This window comes from Terriglobales bacterium (assembly GCA_035573675.1).
Classification (GTDB): Bacteria; Acidobacteriota; Terriglobia; order Terriglobales; family Acidobacteriaceae; genus DATMAB01.
Genome location: DATMAB010000018.1, coordinates 122068 through 138786, shown reverse-complemented (window position 1 = coordinate 138786; position 16719 = coordinate 122068). Strand labels below are relative to the sequence as shown.

Below are 16719 nucleotides of genomic sequence, written 5' to 3'. Positions count from 1 at the left end.
CAACAACGCTCAGGATCCGCTGCGCCACACCCAGGCCAGCACCAGAATCCCGCTCGCGATGCGGTACACCGCGAACGGTACAAATCCGCGTGTGCGTACCCAGCGCATGAACCAGGCTACTGAGCCCAGCGCGACCAGAAACGACACCACGAAGCCGATCCCCAGCACCATCCAGCCGTGGGCGTCCATGGCGAACGAACCCAGGTGGGCTTCGCCGGCGCCGCTGCCGGCGCGCAGCGATTTGACGAAGTCGTATCCGGTGGCAGCCGCCATGGTCGGGATGGACAGAAAGAAAGAGAACTCCAGCGCTGCGATTCGCGTCATGCCGGCCGTCTGGCCTGCGGCGATGGTCGCCATGGAGCGCGAGACCCCGGGAAACACGGCGGCCATGACCTGGCAAAGCCCAATCCAAACCGCCTGACCCGGGCCCATGTCGTCCATTCGCTCCGTGCGGGCGGCGCGGCGCGCCGCCCAGGCATCCACCGCCCACATCACGATTCCGCCCACGATGAGCGCCCACGCCATCAACCGCAGGCTTTCCAGATGCTTGCCTATGAGCCGGGTCGAGAGCAGGGAAGGCACCGCCGTGCAGGCGAACGCGATGAGCGTGAGCCCGAGCGGATGCGTCAGCCAATTCCGGTCACCGCGCGCGCCACGCGGGAAGTCGGCCACGAAACCGGCGATCCGTTGCCGGAAGTAGAAAGGCAGGGAAAGAATGGCGCCCAACTGGATGACGATGGAGTACATCTTCCAGTAGCCGTCGGCCAGGTTTACGCCGAACAGGGCTTCGGCGATGCGCAGGTGCGCGGTCGAGCTGACCGGCAGGAATTCCGTCAGCCCCTCGATGACACCCAGCAGGAAAGAAAGCAGGTAGTCGTTCACCAGGGCTGCGGCGGGGCTCGCGCTCATTTCAGCAGCATCCCCCTGCCGTCATTCGAGAGTATTCCCGTATAGCGGGACTCCCTGTTCCATCAGGAAGGCAAGGCGCGCGGCGCGCGGGCTCCAGTCGCTGTCCGGAAACTGGGCCATCACCCGTTGCGCCAGTGCGATGCCTTTGGCTTTCGCCGCCTGAGACTTGCCCGGATTGTTCTCCGTCTTGTAGATCTCGATGAGCGCGGCCTGCCGCGTTGCCGCGAGGTAGAGCGCTTCGGCGGCCTTCGGCGACTGCGGGAACTCCTTCACATACTCCTCATAGATCTCGGTGTCCTTCTCCGGGCACTTGGACTTGCCCCCCCAGTCTCCGCAGAGCTTGTTTTCCAGCAGGTTGAACTCGGCCAGCGCATGCCAGCGCGTCTTGGGGAATTTCTTGCGCACTTCGCGCATCAGGTCCTCGTCGATGTGCGGCCGATACCGCGGGTCATCCTTGGCGGAAGGACGCGACTTGGCGTCGGCGGCATCGATCTGCCACTTGATGTCGGCGGCGCGATAGAGCGCCTCGCCGGCCAGCGGTGAGCTCGGAAAGTACTCAAACGTCCGGTAGTAGAGCCGCATGGCGTCCTGGGCCGCGTTCTTGCGGCCGCGGCGGCGCTGCGCTTCGGCCTCGGAATCCACCGCCTCGCCGAACAGGATGCGGTCGCCGTTGGGCGTAGACGCGCGCACCAGCCCCTTGTCCAGTATCCAGCCGGTCACGTTGCGGCCCTGCTCGGTGTTGATAAAGACCTGCACCCACTGCCGGCTGCGGTCCAGCACCGCTCCTTCGCGTCCGCGCTCCGCCTGCGCCAGCTTGGCCGAGCTGGCGTCCGGCGAGATGTACACGATGGCTTCGCGCACCAGCACCACGCGCTCCTTGGCTGGAAACGTGTCCTGTGCGGAAGCATGCAGGGTGGCAAGCAAGCCCAGCCCCAGGAGCAGGAGCACGGTAGGTAGGGATTCAGGTGTTCTGGGCATCGAGACCAGGAGTCGGCGATAACGTAGGAGCCTCGATTCTACACTGGGGTTGCCTCGCAGCGAGGTCCTGTGAAGTTGTTCGCGATTTCAGCTCTGCTCCGTGCTGGTTTCGGAGCGAGCGACCACCGTCAGGACCGGACACGGCGCCTCCCGGAGCACCTTCTGCGCGACGGTACGGCCCACCACCCTGGGTTTGGAATCAGGGCCATGCGCGCGTCTGACCTGAGCCGCTCTGATTCTACTGACGCCGCGGCAGTGCTGTCGAAGATTACCCGTGCCTGCGGTGATGCGGCAGCGGAATGTTCGGCAACGCACAGACGCGTCAGCGGGGGGTGCAATATCATCGCTGTGCAATGAGCGCCTGGCACACGCGGACGAGCGAGGAAACGCTGCGGCACTTTGCCGTGGATGCCGCCCTCGGACTGACCAAGTCCGAAGCTGCGCGTCGCCTGGCCGAGCATGGCCCCAATGAACTCGCCGAGCGCGGCGCCAAGAGTCCGTGGCGCATCCTCTGGGATCAGCTCAGGGCCACGATGGTGCTGGTCTTGCTGGCCGCGGCTGCGGTGTCTTTGCTCCTGCGCGATTACAAGGACACAGTCGCCATCCTGGCGATTGTCATCCTCAACACCGTGCTGGGCTTCACCCAGGAGCATCGGGCAGAGCAGGCTCTCGCCGCGCTGCGGCGCTTGTCGCGGCCTTCGGTGCGTGTGCGTCGCGATGGCCGTGTGCGCGATGTTCCTGCTGCCCACCTCGTCCCCGGCGACATCATGCTGCTGGAAGCCGGAAACGCCGTCGCTGCCGACGCCCGCCTGATTCAAGTCGCCGGCTTGCGAGCCCAGGAAGCCGCCCTTACCGGCGAATCCGAGCCGGTCGAAAAGCAAACCGACCCGCTGGCCGTTCCGGAGCTGACCATCGGCGACCGCAGCAACATGGTGTTCGCCGGGACCACGATCACCTACGGGCGCGGCGAGGCCGTCGTCGTGGCCACGGGGACGCACACCGAACTGGGCCGCCTCGCGGAGATGATCCAGAGCATACGGCCGGAGCCGACGCCGCTGCAGAAGCGACTGGACGGGTTAGGCAAGCGCCTGGCCGTGTTCGCGTTGGCTGTGGTCGCCGTGATTTTTGCCCTCGGCCTGCTCCGCGGCGAGCCGGTTCAGCAGATGCTGCTCACTGCGGTGAGCCTGGCGGTTGCGGCTGTACCCGAGGGACTTCCCGCCGTGGTTACCGTAACCCTGGCGCTGGGCGCGCAGCGCATGCTGCGCCGCAAGGCGCTCATCCGCAGGCTGCCGGCGGTGGAGACGCTGGGCTCGGTCACCGTCATATGCACGGACAAGACCGGCACCCTCACCGAAAGCCGCATCACCGTCACCGTGCTGGAGACCAGCGCCGGGCGGCTCGACCTGACTCCCCACCTTCTCCGCGCCGACGACCGCACCGCTCTCGAGGTCCTTCGCGAACGGCCGGCGGTCACCCTGCTGCTGGCCGGCGGCGCCCTCTGCAGCGACGCTCACCTGGAGAGGGCGCCCGATGAGCCGCGTGAGTACACCGCGCTCGGCGACCCTACGGAGGCTGCCCTGGTCGTGGCGGCAGCCCGGCTGCATCTTCTTAAGCCCCAGCTCGAGCAAGCCCTCCCACGCGTAGCCGAACTGCCCTTCGATTCCGACCGCAAGCGCATGATGACCGTCCACCATGTCGCCGCCAAGCACGGTTCCGCATCCGTAACCCCGGCCCTGCATTCCCTGGAGCATGCCCTGGCCGGAGCCCCGCTGGTGGCGTTTGCTAAAGGAGCCGTCGACAGCCTGCTGGGCGTTTCCACTCAGGCGTGGAACGAGGGACGCATGGAGCCACTCGACGACGACGAGCGCGCCCGGATTCTGGCGGCCGCCGAACGCCTGGCAGCCCAGGGCATGCGCGTCCTGGGAGTGGCATTCCGCCCGCTGCCCGAAGTGCCCTCCGAACTCGAACGCGCAGAGGCGCAGTTCGTTTTCCTCGGCATTGTCGGCATGATGGACCCGCCTCGCCCGGAAGTGAAAGAGGCCGTGGCCACCTGTCGCCGGGCGGGCATTCGCCCGGTGATGATCACCGGCGATCACCCCCTCACGGCGCTGCACATTGCCCATGAAATCAACCTCATCGATCGTGGGCGCGCCGTCACCGGGCTGGAGCTGACGCGCATGTCGGAAGCCGAGCTGGCCCAGGCCGTCGAGGAAGTCTCGGTCTACGCGCGCGTTTCCCCGGCGCACAAGCTGGAGATCGTGCGTGCCCTCCAGTCGCGCGGCGAGGTGGTGGCCATGACCGGCGATGGAGTCAACGATGCTCCCGCCCTCAAGCGCGCCGACATCGGCGTCGCTATGGGGATTACCGGCACCGACGTGGCGCGAGAGGCCGCCGACATGGTGCTGCTGGATGACAATTTCGCCACCATCGTGGCCGCGGTGCGCGAAGGTCGCGTCATTTACGACAACATCCGCAAGTTCATCCAGTACCTGATGGCCACCAATTCCAGCGAGATCTGGGTCATGTTCCTGGCGCCCCTTCTGGACATGCCTCTGCCGCTGCTGCCGCTGCAGATCCTATGGGTCAACCTGGTCACCGATGGTCTGCCGGCGCTGGCTCTGGCCGTCGAGCCTGCGGAACGCGACGTCATGCGCCGGCCTCCCGTGCCGCCCGGCCAGAGCCTCTTCGCCGGCGGGATGGGATGGCACGTTCTCTGGGTCGGTCTGCTGATCGGCGCCCTTTGCCTGTCAGCAGGGTACTGGCGCTGGTCGCTCAACGACCCCGCGTGGCAGACCCTGGTCTTCACCACGCTGACCTTTACGCAAATGGCCAACTGCCTGGCCATCCGCTCCGGCCGCCACTCGCTGTTCACGGTGGGCGTGTTCTCCAATCCCGCGCTTCTCGGCGCCGTGGCGCTCACCCTCGTTCTGCAACTCGTGGTCGTCTACACTCCGTTCCTGCAGCCGTTCTTCGGAACCGTGGATCTGCCGGGCCGCTGGCTGGCGTTCTCTGTCGCGTTGAGCGTCGTTGTCTTCTTCGCGCTGGAGACGGCAAAACGGGTGGCGCGAAACCGTAGGGCAACCACGTGACGCTCATCCCGCCAGCACGCGGGCCAGCAGCAACGGGTCCACGTTCCCGCCGCTGATTACCGCCACCGTGTGACTCGACTTGGGTAGCTGCTCGCGGTGAAACAGGAAGCCCGCAAAGCTGACGGCTCCGCTGGGTTCCGCCACCAGCCGCGCGTTCAAGGCAATGCGTCGCATGGCCTCTCGGATCTCATCTTCGGTGACCGTGATGATGTCGTCCGCGTAGCGCTGGATGTGCTCGAACGGCAGCTTGCCGACTGACTGCGTGCGCAGGCCGTCCGCGATGGTGCGCGACGTCTTTTCTGCAGGCCATTCCACCACCTTGCCGGAGCGGAAGCTTTCCTGCGCATCTCCAGCCAGTTCCGGCTCCACGCCGACCACCTTCACATCGGGCTTGGAGAGCTTCACCGCAGTGGCAATGCCGCTCAGCAGTCCGCCGCCGCTGATCGGCGCCAGCACAAGTTCCACGTCCGGCAGGTCTTCCACGATTTCCAACCCGCACGTGCCCTGACCGGCGACGATCCACGGGTCATCGTAGGGCGGCACCATCGTGTAGCCGTGCCGCGCGGCCAATTCTTCAGCCTTGGCCTGACGCTCCGAACTCGCGGCGCCGACCAGCACGATCTCCGCGCCCAGCGCCGCCGTCGCCTGCTGTTTGATGGGCGGCGCGTTCGAAGGCATCACGATCACTGCCCTGGTGCCGAAAGCGCGCGCCGCGTAGCCCACCGCCTGCGCATGATTGCCGCTGGAGTAGGTGATGACGCCCCGCTTCCGTTCTGCTTCGGGCAGGGAAGCGACCTTGTTGTACGCCCCGCGGATCTTGAACGCACCGACCGGCTGCAGGCTCTCCGCCTTAAAGAACACGCGCTCGTCTGCACGCTCGCGCGGGCATTCCACCAGCGGCGTGCGCACCGCCACGCCACGGATGCGCTGCTGCGCCGCCCGAATGTCGTCCAGTGTGATCAAGCTCGCCGCTTCTCCCCGGCGCGCTCAGGAACCGCGCCAGGTCGAGCTTACATCACGAGTCGTCCCGCTGTCCGGGGATAGATAGGTGCGAGAGAGCGGGGCTTTCGCCCCGCGTCGAGTGGAGCAGGGTCACCGAGCTTTAGCCCCGGCTTGTTGGAGCTTTTCAGTCTGCCTGCAATTTTTCCTTGACAAGGCATTGCCATACTGATATTATAACTCTGACTGGCAATGCCAGTGGGATAAGTCCTTTGTTACGGGGAACTTGCCCCTAAGTTCTTTAAAATCGGGGAGCTGTAGGGAACTTCTACCCTAACCCATTCATTCTATTCGAGGGAGAGGGGGAAGGGGGGGTGCCTAAATCTCGAGGATCACCGGCATAATGAGCGGGCGCCGCGAGGTCTGTTTGGCGATGTAGCGCTTCAGGTCCTGGCGGATCTTCTCCTTGATGACGCCCCAGTCGCGCTTTTCTTCCTCGCTCGACTCCTCCAGGGTCCGGGCGACGATGCGGCGCGCTTCGTCCTGCAGGCCGTCCTCGCCCGCCAGGCCGCGCATCACGATCTCCGGCGCTGCTTCTACGCGCCCGGTGAGCTTGTTGATGGCGATGATGGGCAGCACGATGCCGTCCTCGCTCAAGTGACGGCGGTCCTTGATGACCACGTCCTCGACCACGTCCCCGAGCGATCCCGCGTCGATGCACACGCGCCCCACGGTGACGCGCGCGGCTTTGCGCGCTCCCAGCTCGGTGAACTCCAGCACGTCGCCGCTCTCGATCATCAGCACCTGGCCCACGGCGCCGTGCATGGAGGCGGCCAGTTCCGCGTGCCGTTTGAGCTGGCGATACTCGCCGTGGATGGGGATGAAGTACCGCGGCTTCACCAGGTTGATGATGAGCTTCAGTTCTTCCTGGCTGGCGTGGCCGCTCACGTGCACCGGGGGCGAGGAGCCGTCCTCGTACACCACGTGCGCCTCCCGCCGGAACAGGTGGTCGATCATGCGGTAGATGGCCTTCTCGTTGCCGGGAATGATGCGCGAGGAGAGCACCACGGTGTCGTCCTTCTCGATGCGCGCATGCTTGTGATTTTCCACCGCCGCGCGCGACAGCGCCGACATCGGTTCGCCCTGCGTCCCGCTGATGAGCACGCAGACCTTCTCTGGAGGCAGGTTCTTGATCTCGCCGGGACTCACCAGCAAGCCTTCGGGCGGATCAATGTAGCCCAGGTCCTCGGCGATTTCGGCGCTTTCGGTCATCGAGCGGCCCACCAGCGCCACCTTGCGCCCGTATTCGTAGGCCATCTCCATGGCCAGCTTGATGCGATGGATGGAAGACGAGAAGCAGGAGATGTAGAGCCGCCGCGGGGCGCTCTTGAACACTTCGTCGAACTTGCGGCGCACGGCGCGCTCGCTGGGCGTGTAGCCTGAGCGTTCGACGTTGGTCGAGTCCTGGAACAGCGCCAGCACGCCTTCCTTGCCGTACTCGGCGAACGAGTGCAGGTCGAAGAGCCGGTTGTCGGTGGGCGTCGGATCCACCTTGAAATCGCCGGTGTGGATGATGACCCCCAGCGGCGTGTGGATGGCCAGCGCCACGCAGTCCACCAGGCTGTGCGTCACCTGGATGGGATGAATCGTGAACGGCCCCAGACGGAATCGCTCATTCGGTCGGATCTCATGCAGCACGGCGGCGTCGAGCAGCTCATGCTCTTCCAGCTTGTCCTCGACGTAGGCCAGCGTGAACTCGGTGGCGTAGACGGGCACGTTCAGCTCGTCCAGCACCCAGGGCAGCGCGCCGATGTGGTCTTCATGGCCGTGGGTCAGGATGATGCCGCGGACCTTGTCGCGGTTCTCCAGCAGGTAGGCGATGTCGGGAACGACGATGTCCACGCCCAGCAGTTCGGCTTCCGGGAACATCAGCCCGGTGTCGATGACGATGATGTCGTCGCCCCAGCGGATGGCCATCGAGTTCATGCCGAACTCGCCCAACCCGCCCAGCGGGATGACCTGCAGCTTGCCGGATGGCATGGAGGGAAACATTGATGCTAGCACAGGGACCAAGGCGCTACGGCTTCGCGGCTACAGCCGCCGCCGGCACGGACGCGGGCCCGCGCAACAACTCGTAGCCCTCGGCGCGCGACACGTAGGCCACCGCCACCAGATCGCCGGTCACGTTCAACGTGGTGCGGCACATGTCCAGGATGCGGTCCACGCCCAGAATCACCGCAATCAGGCCCGGGTCGATGCCCACCGTAGCCAGTACGACCACGATGAACGGGATGGAGCCCGAAGGCACGCCGGCCGTGCCGATACCGCCGAGGATGGCGAGGTACAGCACCAGCAGTTGTTGGCCGAGCGAGAGATCGACGCCCGCAAGCTGTGCCAGAAACAGCACCGTCACTCCTTCGTACAGCGCCGTCCCGTTCTGGTTGGCGGTAGCGCCCACGGTCAGCACGAAACTGTTGATCTCCGGCGGTGCGCCCAGGTTCTCCTCGCCCACGCGCAAGGCGGTGGGAAGCGTGGCGTTGGAAGACGAGGTGGAAAAGGCCGTCAGCATGGCGGTCTTCACGCGCCGGAAGAACTCCATAGGATGGATACGGGCCAGCAGAGCCAGCGCCAGCGAATACACGCCGAACAGGTGCAGCGCCAGGCCCGCCAGCACGGTCACTACGAACCAGCCCAGCGCCTGCAACAAGTCCAGGCCGAAGCGCGCGGTGTTGGTGAACAGCAGGCAGGCCACGGCATACGGCGCCAGCCGCATCACGATGTCCACAATCTTGGCGCTGACATGGAATACGCCGTCGAGCGCCGCGACTACCGGCGCCGCCGCGCTCTGCGGGATCAGAGTCAGCGAAACGCCCACCAGCACCGCGAAGAACATCAGGTGCAGCATGTTGGGTGTCTCGGGGCTGATGGCGGAGAAGGGATTGGCGGGGACCAGCGTTTTGACCACGGTCATCAGGGCGGAGTCTTTCTCCGCGCCTGCCTCGGCGGCCGCCACGCGGATTGCCGCCTCGGAGCCGTAGCGCTGGCGCAGCGCGGCTTCCGTAGCGGGGTCGATGCGCTTGCCGGGACGCACGGTGTTGGCCAGTCCCAGCCCGATACCGACCGAGATGGCGGAAAGCACCAGCGTGAACGCAATGGTCCGCAGGCCCACGCGGCCCAGCTTGCGGATGTCGCCCACGCCCGCCACCCCGACCACCAGCGCGGAGAACACCAGCGGGATGACGATCATCAGCAGCATGCGCAGGAACAGCGTGCCCACCGGCTCGCTGATGTTGCGCACCGCCCATTCCACTGCCCGGTGGTCGCCGCCCAGGAGCACATTGGCCCCGAAGCCCGCGCCCACGCCTACTCCCAGGCCGATGAGGATGCGGCTGTGCAGCGGCAGGCCCCGCGGACGGTCGGGCGTGGAGTCCTTCAGGTCGGTGGTGAGCTCGCGCTCGAAGGCGTCGGCTGCCGGCACGGGTCCGCGCTCCGGAGTCGTACTCACCGCAGCAGGTCCTCGAGTGCGGCGCTCCGATCGGTCTTCTCGTCGCGATACTTCACGATCACCGGCGTGTAGAGCGAGAGGCCCCATTCGGCCGCCTTGCCGCGCGCAATGGTGCGACCGCCCGGAACGACGACTGCGCCTTCGGGGACTTCGAGTGGCGCCTCCGGCGTCGCACGGTAGGTCTCACCCCGCACCACATCGAAAAGCGGAGTGGAACGAGTCAGAATGACGCCCGCACCCAGAACGGCGCGAGCGCGCACCAGAGTGCCTTCATACACCCCGCAGTTGCCGCCCACCAGCACTTCGTCCTCGACGATGACCGGGGAAGCGTTCACCGGCTCCAGCACGCCGCCGATCTGCGTTCCGGCGCTCAGGTGGACGCGCTTGCCGATCTGCGCGCAGGAGCCGACCAGAACATTCGAGTCGACCATGGCGCCTTCATCCACGTACGCTCCGACGTTGATGTACATGGGAGGCATGCAGATCACGCCCGGTGCAACGTACGCGCCCTGGCGCACCGAGGAGCCGCCGGGCACCAGCCGCACGTGGTCGGAGACGCGGAAGCGCCGCAGCGGAAAGGTGTCCTTGTCAACGAAACTGAGCCCCTTGGGTTCGCCCATTTCGGCCAGTTCGCCCAGCCGGAAACCCAGCAGGATGCCCTGCTTGACCCACACGTTGGTCTGCCAGCGGCCGCCGACCTTCTCCGCGGCCCGGATCCTGCCTTCGGTAAGCGCGCGACGAAAATCCACGAACACGCGGTGCGCTTCCACGTGGTCGGTCGCGCGCAGGCCGGCGCCCAGCGCGAAGAACCGCTCGATGGCTTGCCGCAACTCGTCCATCGCGCGGCAGTATAAATGAATCACCACAGAGACACAGGATAGGTAATGCAAAAGGAAAAACGAGAAAGTGCAAAATGAAAGGAGTTAACGCATAGGTCAACCTGCTGCGACCGCCTTGGGAATCAGGCCGGCCTCGGCGGCGATTCGCTCCAGCTTGGCGCGGTTCTCCTTCTTCATGGGGCAGAGGGGCAGACGATACACCTCTTCGATGCGGCCCATCATGGCCAGCACGGCTTTGACCGGAATCGGGTTGGATTCGATGAAGTTGGCTTCCATCAAGGCAAGATACCTGCGGTGGAGGCGGCGGGCCGTCTCCCAGTCATTGGCCAGCGCGGCGCGGGTCATCTCCGCCATCTCGCGCGGGATCTCATTGGAGGCCACCGAAATGATGCCGGCGCCGCCCAGGGAGACAATCGGCAGCGTGAGGGAATCGTCGCCGGAGAAGACCAGGAAATTGTCCGGAACGCGCTGAAAGACGTCCGCGATCTGCGCCATGTTCCCGCTGGCTTCTTTCACCGCGATGATATTGGGGATGGCAGCCAGACGAGCCAGCGTCGCCGGCTCGAGATTGGCGCCGGTGCGTCCGGGGACGTTATAGAGCACGAGCGGCTTCTCCACGCTCTCCGCGATGGCGCGGAAGTGCAGGTACTGGCCCTCCTGTGTGGGCTTGTTGTAGTAAGGCGAGGCGGTCAGGATGGCGTCCACGCCTTTGCGCGCCGCCACCGTGCGCGCCTTCTCGACCGCGTCGGCGGTGGAGTTGGAGGCAGCGCCGGCAACGATGGGCACGCGCCCGGATGCGACTTCGATGGTGATATCGATGACGCGCAGCCACTCCTCGCGCGAGAGCGTCGGCGTCTCACCGGTAGTGCCGCACGGGACAAGGAAGTCGATACCGGACTCCACTTGCCAGGCCACCAGCGCGCGCAGCGCCGGCACGTCGAGCGAGCCATCAGACTTGAAGGGAGTAACGAGAGCGGTACCGCAACCGCGCAATTTCATGGCTAGCCTTCCAACACTTGCTTGAATTCGTAGAAACCCTTTTTCCCCTGCAGCCACTCCGCCGCCCGCACGGCGCCTTCGGCGAAGGTGCGGCGCGACTTGGCGTCGTGGATGAGCATCATGGTATCGCCGCCGGAGTCGAGCAGCAGCACGTGCGTGCCCACGGTATCGCCCTCGCGGACGGACGTAACCTCCACCTGTGCGCCGGAAGCGTCCTCGAGAATCTTCTGCAGTTTCACCGCGGTGCCCGAAGGCTTGTCTTTCTTCTGGGCATGGTGGCGCTCGACGATGCCGCCGCGGTAGCCCTGGCGGAGAGCCGCTGCGGCCGCACGAGCAATCTCAAAGAACACGTTGACGCCTACGGAAAAGTTCGCCGCATACAGGAAGCCGACTCCGCTGCGTTCCACAAGCTCGCGCACCCGCGGCAGGTCGTCATACCAGCCGGTGGTTCCGACCACCATGCTGGCGCCCGCAGCGGCGCAGGCTTCGATGTTGGCGAGGACAGCGCGGGGAGTGGTGAAATCAAGAACGACATCCACGCCCTCCAGGCCTTCGCGCGTCAAGGCGCGTCCGGCTTCGTTCTCCGCCGCGCCAAGGCTGCGCACCTGATGGCCGCGCTCACGAGCTACCTCGGCCACCAGCGAGCCGGTCTTTCCGCGGCCCAGCACCAGCAGGTTCATCGCGCCCCCGGCATGGCCCGCTCGCGCTCGACTGCGGGCCGGGGATCGAACACCTCGGGATCGAGTCCGGCGAAGAATTTTTCGTGCAGGCGGCGGATGACGCCGGGAACGTCCTCTTCGTCCACGACGAAGCTGATGTTGATTTCCGAAGCGCCCTGGGAGATCATGCGTACGCCGACGTCCGGGATGGCGCCGAAGACGGCGGCGGCGATGCCCGGCGTCGAGCGGATGTTCTCGCCCACCAGGCACACGATGGCCTTGCGCCCTTCGTACTTCACGTCGGCCAGCTTGCCCAGGTCGGCGGCAATGGCCGGAATGGCCTCGTTCGAATCCACGGTGAGCGAAACGCTCACTTCCGAGGTGGACACCATGTCCACCGCGCAACGGTGACGGTCGAAGACTTCGAAGATGGATTTGAGGAAGCCGTGCGCCATCAACATGCGAGTGGCGGCAACGTCGATGATGGTGATGCGTTTCTTGGCGACGATGGCCTTGAACGTATTGGCGCAGCGAGGCGCGCGGGTGGCGATGCGCGTGCCTTCGCACCCGGGGTTGCGCGAGTTCAGGATGAGCACGGGGATGTTCTTCTGGATGGCGGGGAGCAGAGTCGCCGGGTGCAGGACCTTGGCGCCAAAGTAGGCCAGTTCGGCAGCTTCATCGAAGCTCAACACCTTGATGCGGTGCGCGTCTGGGCAGAGGCCGGGGTCCGTGGTCATCATGCCGTCCACGTCGGTCCAGATCTCGATGGCTTCGGCGTTCAGGCCCGCGCCGACGATGGCGGCGGAAAAATCCGAGCCGCCGCGTCCCAACGTCGTGGTGACGCCCTCGCGGGTGGCGCCCAGGAAGCCCCCCATCACCGGTACAGTGCCGTTCTCTGCCAGCGGGCGCACCTCGGCGGCCAGGCGATCATTGGTTTCGTCGAACTGCGGGAGGGCGCGGCCGTGCGAATTGTCGGTGACGATAATGCGCCGGGAATCCACCAGTCGCGCGGGGACGTCGCGCAGCGTGAATGCGGCCGAGATGATGCCGCTCGACAAGCGCTCCCCGAAGCCAGCGACGGCGTCCGAGGTGCGAGGCGTGAGTTCGCCCACGGCGGCGATGCCGCGCAGCAGTTCTTCCAGCGCGTCGCACTCCTGCTCTAGGGTGCGGTGGAACTGGGTGAACAGGCCGGTGTGCAGCAGTTCTCCCGCGACCGTGTAATGGCGTTCGCGCAGCGCCCGTGCCAACTCGAGAGCGGCGGCGAGATCTCCTGCACCCGCGGCCCGGCCCATGGCCAGCAACTGGTCGGTGACGCGGGCGAGCGCGCTGACGATCACCACCGGCCGGCGGGCCAGGCGGGCGCGCACGATGGCGGCCGCGCGTTCGATGGCAGCCGCGTCCTCCACCGAAGTGCCGCCGAACTTCATTACGATCATGGTCGGGTTCCGCCGGTCCGGTTCAATCCAGGTAGCCTTGCGCCTTGAGCAATTCCGCGTTCAGCAGGGCCGCTCCGGCCGCGCCGCGGATGGTGTTGTGCGAGAGGACAGTGAACTTCCAGTGCAGCAGGGAACAGTCGCGCAGCCGGCCCACGGTGACGGCCATGCCGCTTCCGCGCTCGGCGTCCAGACGCGGCTGCGGCCGGTCGGCGGCGGTTTCGTAGATCACAGGTTGTGGCGGAGCGCTGGGCAAAGCAAGCTGCTGCGGCACACCGCGAAACCCGCGCCAGGCAGCGATGAGGTCCTCGGCCGTGCCCCGCTCCTTGAGTTCCACGGAGACGGATTCCGTGTGCCCATCCTCAACGGCCACGCGATTGCAGTGTACGCTGATGCCAAAGGCGGCCGGATCCACACGCGATCCGTCCAGGGCGCCGAGCATCTTGCGGGATTCCGCCTCCACCTTCTCTTCTTCCCTGGGAATGTAAGGAATCACGTTGCCCAGGATGTCGAGCGACGCTACGCCGGGATAGCCCGCGCCGCTCACCGCCTGCATGCTGACCATGAACACGCGCGCCAAGCCAAACTGCTGCGCCAGCGGCGCCAGCGCCAGGACCAGGCCGATCGCGGTGCAGTTGGCGTTAGTCAGCATGAAGCCGCCCGACTTGCGCCGCCAGGACTGGCACTCAAGCAGCTTGAGGTGGTCCGGGTTGACCTCCGGGATGACCAGGGGAACGTCCGGCTGCATGCGGAAGGCGCCGGAGTTGGAAACCACGGCGCAACCGGCTTCGGCAAAACGCGGCTCGAGCTCCCGTGCCACATCGGCGTCGAGAGCGGCGAAGATGACCTTTGGCGCATCGTGCGGCTGGGGCGTGGAAATCTTCAGCGACGCCACACCAGCCGGCACGGGGGTCTTCAACCGCCAGCGGACGGCGTCGCCGTAGGCCTGGCCGGCGGAGCGCTCCGAAGCTGCGAGCCATACCACCTGGAACCAGGGATGATGCTCGAGGAGCTGGACGAAGCGCTGGCCCACCGTCCCGGTAGCGCCCAGGATTCCAACTGGAATCTTGCTGCTGCTCATGCCTGTTTCGGATTGTACACGCACCGGTTTAGACACGGCAGCCGGACCGGCGCGGGGTTCCGGGGGCGGCAACGGCGCGCGCCAGCTCGCGGCGCGTGTGGTATTCTCCGCAGCCTCAGCCGCGCCCAGAAGGGAGGTGGCCCATGCCGGAATTGCGCCAGAACCGTGTGACCAAGGAGTGGGTGGTGATCGCCACCGAGCGCGCCAAGCGTCCCGACCAGATGGTGCAGAAAAAGGAAGCGAAGCCCGCGGAGCCGTACTCCGCCACCTGCCCCTTCTGCGCCGGCAACGAACACCTGGCGCCGCCGGAGATCATGCGGCTGCCGGCGGACAACGATGGCGGTTGGCGCGTGCGCGTCATCCCCAACAAGTTCTCGGCCCTGGCGCGCGAGGGCCAACCGACCCGCCAGGTGCAACAGTCGCGGCGCACCGTTTACGCCGTCGGCCTGCACGACGTGCTGGTGGAGACGCCGGATCATTCCCTGACACCGGCCCTGTTGCCGGAATCGCACGTCGTGGACATCGTGCGCGCCTACAAGGCCCGCCATGACGCTGCCATCGCAGACTCCCGCATCGCTCACGTCATCCTGTTCAAGAACCACGGATCGGCGGCCGGAGCCAGCCTGGAGCACGCCCATTCCCAAATGATCGCCACGCCCGTCGTTTCCTCCCAGGTGCGCGCCCGCATGTACGAAGCGGTGCGCCACTACGATGAGTTCGGGGAGTGCATCTTCTGCCAGATCATGGACGAAGAATTGACGGAGGGAACGCGCGTGGTGCTGACCACGGACCACTTCACGGCGCTGGTGCCGTTTGCGTCGCCCTCGCCGTTCAACCTGCACATCTTTCCGCGCCGGCACATGGCCACGTTCGGGGCCGCCAATGACGCCGAGCTCGAAGACCTGGGGCGCGTTTTGAAGACCATCCTGGGCAAGCTGTACGTCGGACTGGAGAACCCGGACTTCAACTACACGGTGCGCTCCGGACCCGTGGGTTCTGAAGGGGAGCCCTACTTTCACTGGTACATCAGCGTGATCCCGCGGCTCACCAAGGTGGCGGGCTTCGAGCTGGGCACGGGCATGTTCATCAACACCGTACTGCCGGAAGCGGCCGCCGAGTTCCTGCGCAACGTGAACGTGGACAGCCTGCCCGGCTTCGGTCAGTGAGCGGCCCCGGTCAGGAAGTGGCCGGCGGGGAGGGATGGGCGACGGCAGGTTGCGGCTCGGCGACCGCCGCCGTAACCAGGACGGCTTCCTTGCGCACTAAATACTCGTCGATGAGGACGGCCGCGAGGGCGGCGCTGGGGACGGCGACCAGCGCCCCCAACACGCCCGCCAGCGCGCCTCCCACGGTCAAGGCGGTGATGACGGCAAGTGGCGGCAGGTTTACGGTGTGGCGCATGATGCGCGGCGTCAGGAAGGCATTCTCGAGCTGCTGGTAGGCGAGATAGAAGGCCAGTACACCCACAAGCTTGCCCCAACCATCGATCAGGGCCACGACTCCAGCCACGACGACGGTAGCCACCGGACCAATGATGGGAACCAGGTTGGCCAGGCCGCCCAGCACGGCGAGCGCATAGAAATAGCGCACACCCAACAGTCCGAGGGCGATCGCGCTCAGCACGCCGAGCGCCAGCATGAGCATGCCCTGGCCGATGAGCCATAGGCTCATCCGCTGGCGAGCCCGGAGCAGGGTAGCTTCCAGCCGTGGTCGGTGCTCATGCGGCACCATGGACATCGCCCAGCGGAACGTCCGCTCTCCGTCCAGAATGAAATAGACGGTAAGGATCAACCAACTGAACAGCCAGAAAACTCCCCCGGCGACGCGCTTAAACACGCCGAAGGCGCCGCCGATCGCCTCGTCCGCGTATTGCTGCAAGGATGCGGGATCGAACTCCACTCCCAGCGGCAGGTGGCGCAGTTTTTCGGCTGCGGCCGCAAGCTGCCGGGGCCAGTCCTGCGCCAGCTCGCGGATATCGCGGTAGATGGGCGGCACAGCCAGTCCGAAGAACAGGGCGAGCAGCCCAGCGCCGGCCATGAGCAGCACGATGATGGCAAAGCCCGGGCTCGGCTGCCACGAGCGAACGCGCAGCCGCTGGATGGCCTGCAATATCGGGGAGAGCACCACGGCGAACAGGGCGCTGACGTAGACCAGCAGCAGGACGTCGCGCACCAGATAGGCGGCGTACAACGCAATGCCGACCAGCACGGCAAACAGGATCGTGGATCGGTGCTCGGAGGCCATGGTTCTGGCCGTGTATGGTAGCAGGAGACGAACCGCACAGCCCG

13 protein-coding genes are annotated in these 16719 nt (G+C 65.9%); 2 read left to right on the top strand and 11 right to left on the bottom strand.

Annotation, left to right across the window (positions count from 1 at the left end; all coding sequences use genetic code 11):
• Positions 1 to 9 precede the first annotated feature (9 nt).
• Together VNK82_08610 and VNK82_08605 are read right to left on the bottom strand one after the other, a co-directional pair.
• Positions 10 to 909 (bottom strand): undecaprenyl-diphosphate phosphatase, encoded by a 900-nt coding sequence (locus VNK82_08610; GenBank protein HXE91008.1) that lies wholly within the window; start codon positions 907 to 909, stop codon positions 10 to 12.
• 21 nt (positions 910 to 930) lie between these two features.
• Entirely contained in the window at positions 931 to 1857 is a 927-nt protein-coding gene (locus VNK82_08605) for a hypothetical protein (protein ID HXE91007.1), read from the bottom strand.
• Positions 1858 to 2240: 383 nt separating this feature from the next.
• Between VNK82_08605 and VNK82_08600 the strand changes: the two genes are divergently transcribed.
• Positions 2241 to 4976: a cation-translocating P-type ATPase gene (locus VNK82_08600; protein ID HXE91006.1), complete on the top strand. Its 2736-nt coding sequence runs from the start codon at positions 2241 to 2243 to the stop codon at positions 4974 to 4976.
• Between the two features lie 3 nt (positions 4977 to 4979).
• Here the strand turns inward: VNK82_08600 and VNK82_08595 are convergent, their stop codons facing one another.
• From VNK82_08595 to asd, 8 genes are all read right to left on the bottom strand, one after another.
• Positions 4980 to 5939, bottom strand: a complete 960-nt coding sequence (locus VNK82_08595; GenBank protein HXE91005.1) for a threonine/serine dehydratase — start codon at positions 5937 to 5939, stop codon at positions 4980 to 4982.
• 354 nt (positions 5940 to 6293) lie between these two features.
• Positions 6294 to 7955 (bottom strand): ribonuclease J, encoded by a 1662-nt coding sequence (locus VNK82_08590; GenBank protein ID HXE91004.1) that lies wholly within the window; start codon positions 7953 to 7955, stop codon positions 6294 to 6296.
• 37 nt (positions 7956 to 7992) lie between these two features.
• Positions 7993 to 9393: a dicarboxylate/amino acid:cation symporter gene (locus tag VNK82_08585; protein ID HXE91003.1), complete on the bottom strand. Its 1401-nt coding sequence runs from the start codon at positions 9391 to 9393 to the stop codon at positions 7993 to 7995.
• A 23-nt stretch (positions 9394 to 9416) separates the two neighbouring features.
• A complete protein-coding gene (locus tag VNK82_08580) occupies positions 9417 to 10259 on the bottom strand; it encodes a 2,3,4,5-tetrahydropyridine-2,6-dicarboxylate N-succinyltransferase (GenBank protein ID HXE91002.1) in 843 nt (280 codons plus the stop codon).
• A gap of 96 nt (positions 10260 to 10355) precedes the next feature.
• Positions 10356 to 11258 (bottom strand): 4-hydroxy-tetrahydrodipicolinate synthase, encoded by a 903-nt coding sequence (gene dapA / locus VNK82_08575; protein ID HXE91001.1) that lies wholly within the window; start codon positions 11256 to 11258, stop codon positions 10356 to 10358.
• A 2-nt stretch (positions 11259 to 11260) separates the two neighbouring features.
• Positions 11261 to 11938, bottom strand: a complete 678-nt coding sequence (locus tag VNK82_08570; GenBank protein ID HXE91000.1) for a dihydrodipicolinate reductase C-terminal domain-containing protein — start codon at positions 11936 to 11938, stop codon at positions 11261 to 11263.
• Positions 11935 to 13344 (bottom strand): lysine-sensitive aspartokinase 3, encoded by a 1410-nt coding sequence (gene lysC, locus VNK82_08565; protein HXE90999.1) that lies wholly within the window; start codon positions 13342 to 13344, stop codon positions 11935 to 11937. Before lysC ends, VNK82_08570 begins: the two co-directional genes overlap by 4 nt.
• Positions 13345 to 13375: 31 nt before the next feature.
• Positions 13376 to 14431, bottom strand: a complete 1056-nt coding sequence (gene asd, locus VNK82_08560; protein ID HXE90998.1) for an aspartate-semialdehyde dehydrogenase — start codon at positions 14429 to 14431, stop codon at positions 13376 to 13378.
• A gap of 143 nt (positions 14432 to 14574) precedes the next feature.
• Here asd and galT point away from each other — a divergent pair, with 143 nt between their 5' ends.
• Positions 14575 to 15597, top strand: coding sequence for a galactose-1-phosphate uridylyltransferase (gene galT, locus VNK82_08555; protein ID HXE90997.1), 1023 nt, complete (start codon positions 14575 to 14577; stop codon positions 15595 to 15597).
• A 10-nt stretch (positions 15598 to 15607) separates the two neighbouring features.
• Here galT and VNK82_08550 read toward each other — a convergent pair whose 3' ends face one another.
• Positions 15608 to 16675, bottom strand: coding sequence for an AI-2E family transporter (locus VNK82_08550; protein ID HXE90996.1), 1068 nt, complete (start codon positions 16673 to 16675; stop codon positions 15608 to 15610).
• Between the last annotated feature and the right edge of the window lie 44 nt (positions 16676 to 16719).

Excerpts from the sequence above, each read along its gene's own strand:
- lysC (HXE90999.1), bottom strand. The coding sequence starts at position 13,344 with ATGAAGTTCGGCGGCACTTCGGTGGAGGACGCGGCTGCCATCGAACGC.
- VNK82_08570 (HXE91000.1), bottom strand. The coding sequence starts at position 11,938 with ATGAACCTGCTGGTGCTGGGCCGCGGAAAGACCGGCTCGCTGGTGGCC.
- VNK82_08610 (HXE91008.1), bottom strand. The coding sequence starts at position 909 with ATGAGCGCGAGCCCCGCCGCAGCCCTGGTGAACGACTACCTGCTTTCT.
- galT (HXE90997.1), top strand. The coding sequence starts at position 14,575 with ATGCCGGAATTGCGCCAGAACCGTGTGACCAAGGAGTGGGTGGTGATC.
- VNK82_08580 (HXE91002.1), bottom strand. The coding sequence starts at position 10,259 with ATGGACGAGTTGCGGCAAGCCATCGAGCGGTTCTTCGCGCTGGGCGCC.
- VNK82_08590 (HXE91004.1), bottom strand. The coding sequence starts at position 7,955 with ATGCCATCCGGCAAGCTGCAGGTCATCCCGCTGGGCGGGTTGGGCGAG.
- dapA (HXE91001.1), bottom strand. The coding sequence starts at position 11,258 with ATGAAATTGCGCGGTTGCGGTACCGCTCTCGTTACTCCCTTCAAGTCT.
- VNK82_08550 (HXE90996.1), bottom strand. The coding sequence starts at position 16,675 with ATGGCCTCCGAGCACCGATCCACGATCCTGTTTGCCGTGCTGGTCGGC.
- VNK82_08600 (HXE91006.1), top strand. The coding sequence starts at position 2,241 with ATGAGCGCCTGGCACACGCGGACGAGCGAGGAAACGCTGCGGCACTTT.
- asd (HXE90998.1), bottom strand. The coding sequence starts at position 14,431 with ATGAGCAGCAGCAAGATTCCAGTTGGAATCCTGGGCGCTACCGGGACG.